Source organism: Mesorhizobium sp. M7A.F.Ca.CA.001.10.2.1 (assembly GCF_003998575.1).
In the GTDB taxonomy this organism is placed as follows: domain Bacteria; phylum Pseudomonadota; class Alphaproteobacteria; order Rhizobiales; family Rhizobiaceae; genus Mesorhizobium.
In genome coordinates this window covers 1-1,998 of sequence record NZ_RZQY01000876.1, presented here as the reverse complement: position 1 = coordinate 1,998, position 1,998 = coordinate 1, and the positions used below count along the sequence as shown (strand labels likewise).

Annotated in this window: 1 protein-coding gene; it reads left to right on the top strand. The window is 63.0% G+C overall.

Features of this window, described 5'->3' with window-relative positions:
- Positions 1 to 1,998 (top strand): beta strand repeat-containing protein (locus EN964_RS37955; protein WP_373565081.1); only part of this gene is annotated, 1,998 nt, incomplete at both ends.

Below are 1,998 nucleotides of genomic sequence, written 5' to 3'. Positions count from 1 at the left end.
CTCCAGCACGCGGTCACAACCGAGATCGATGCGAAGACGACAATCAGCGCCGATGCGACCGGCACCGGCGATGGCGGCACGGTCATCGTCTGGTCCGACGAGCAGACAAAGTTCGCGGGCAAGATTTCCGCACGTGGTGGCGATGACGGCGGCAATGGCGGCTTCGCGGAAGTGTCCGGCAAGCAGCGCCTCGACTTCACCGGTGCGGTCGATCTGCGCGCCCGGTTCGGCGATACCGGCGACCTTCTGCTCGACCCCTACAACGTCACCATCTCCAACGCTGCCGGCAACACCGGCGGCAGCATGTCCGCCAACACCAATGACAGCGTCATCAACGTCACCACGCTGCAGAACCTTCTCGCAACCGCCAACGTCACCATCTCGACCGGCAGCGGCGGTTCGCAGGCTGGCGACATCACCATTGCCGCGCCGATCAGCTGGAACACCAACACGCTGACGCTCAGCGCCTTTCATTCCATCGTCTTCAATGCGAACGCCACGATCGGCGGCGTCGGCGGGTTGACGCTGGTCACCAACAATGGCGGCACCGGGGGCACGATTTCCTATGCCTTGGGTGCATCGGCGACCTTCACCGGCACGCCGGGAGCGCAGGCGCTGTCGATCGACGGCCAGAGCTACACGCTGATCTACGATGTCAACGGCCTGCAGGCGATCAACAGCGGCCTGACCGAACGGTATGCGCTGGCCAACAACATCGAGGCCAGTTCCACCTACTATTGGAACAACCTGCTCGGTTTCACCGCGCTGGGCACCGACGGCAACACCAACATCCAGAATGGCGGCAACGGCTTTACCGGCACCTTCGACGGTCTCGGCCATATCATCAACCAGATCTGGGTGCGGCAGATTCCGGCCAACTATGTCGGGCTGTTCGGCTATGTCGGCAGCACCGGCGTGGTGCGCAATGTCGGACTGGTCGACGCCTATATCAGTGGTTCGTACAACACCGGCGCAATTGCCGGCTTTAGCAAGGGTACGATATCGGGGGTTTGGGCAAGCGGCTATCTCGAAGGTGTCGCTGCCGTCGGCGGTCTCGTCGGACGCAATGAGGGCACGATCACCGGTTCGTTTTCGACGAACGCGGTGCGAGGACACGATGGCAGCCAGATCGGAGGCATTGCCGGTTTCAACAGCAGCACGATCAGCCAGGTCCATGCCAGTGGTTCGGTTGTCGGTGGCGACAACATCGGCGGCCTGGTCGGGTTCAATGTCGGCGCCATCAGCGACGGCTATTCCACAGGCGCCGTGCTTGGACTTCTGGGCGCTACCGGCGTTGGCGGCAGCGTCGGCTTTTCCTGGGGCACGGTCACCAATGTCTATTTCGACACCACCACGTCAGGAACGACGACGGGCGTTGCCGGCCAAGGCGCTGCAGGCGTCACCAGCACCGGCCTGACCACGGCACAGCTGCAGGGCGGCGGCGCCACCAGCTTGAGCTCCGCTTTCGTCGGCGGAACCGGCGGTCTCTACCCGTATCTGAACAGTTTCTATCCAAACGGCATCCAGGCGATCTCCGGCATCGCCTACAAGGATGGCGGCATCACACCGCTCTCGTCGGCCACGCGACAGCCCTACTATGCAAAAAATCCCGGTTGGGTCACCGGCGTCTCGAACGGTGTCGACATCGGCACGGTGACCACGGGCGTCAACGGTTACTACTACATCGCCGTGCCGACCGGCTGGATATCGGACAGCGTGCTGGCCTACACCGTTCGCGATTCGCATCCGGACGACAGTTCCGGGGCTCAGAACGGCGTGACATTTCGCACCGGGCTTGCGGGCGGGAATGTCTCCAACCTGAACGTCTATGGCAACTGGCGTCTCGACGAGGCGGACAGTTCGATCACGTCTCTTTCGGCGCTGCAGGACGCCGCTGCAGCGACTGTCGGATCGACCTATGTCGGCAGCCTGTCCTTCGCCAACTGGCAGATCGAAACGGCGGCCACCACCTTCGCGATCGACCGGGCGGTGTCGATC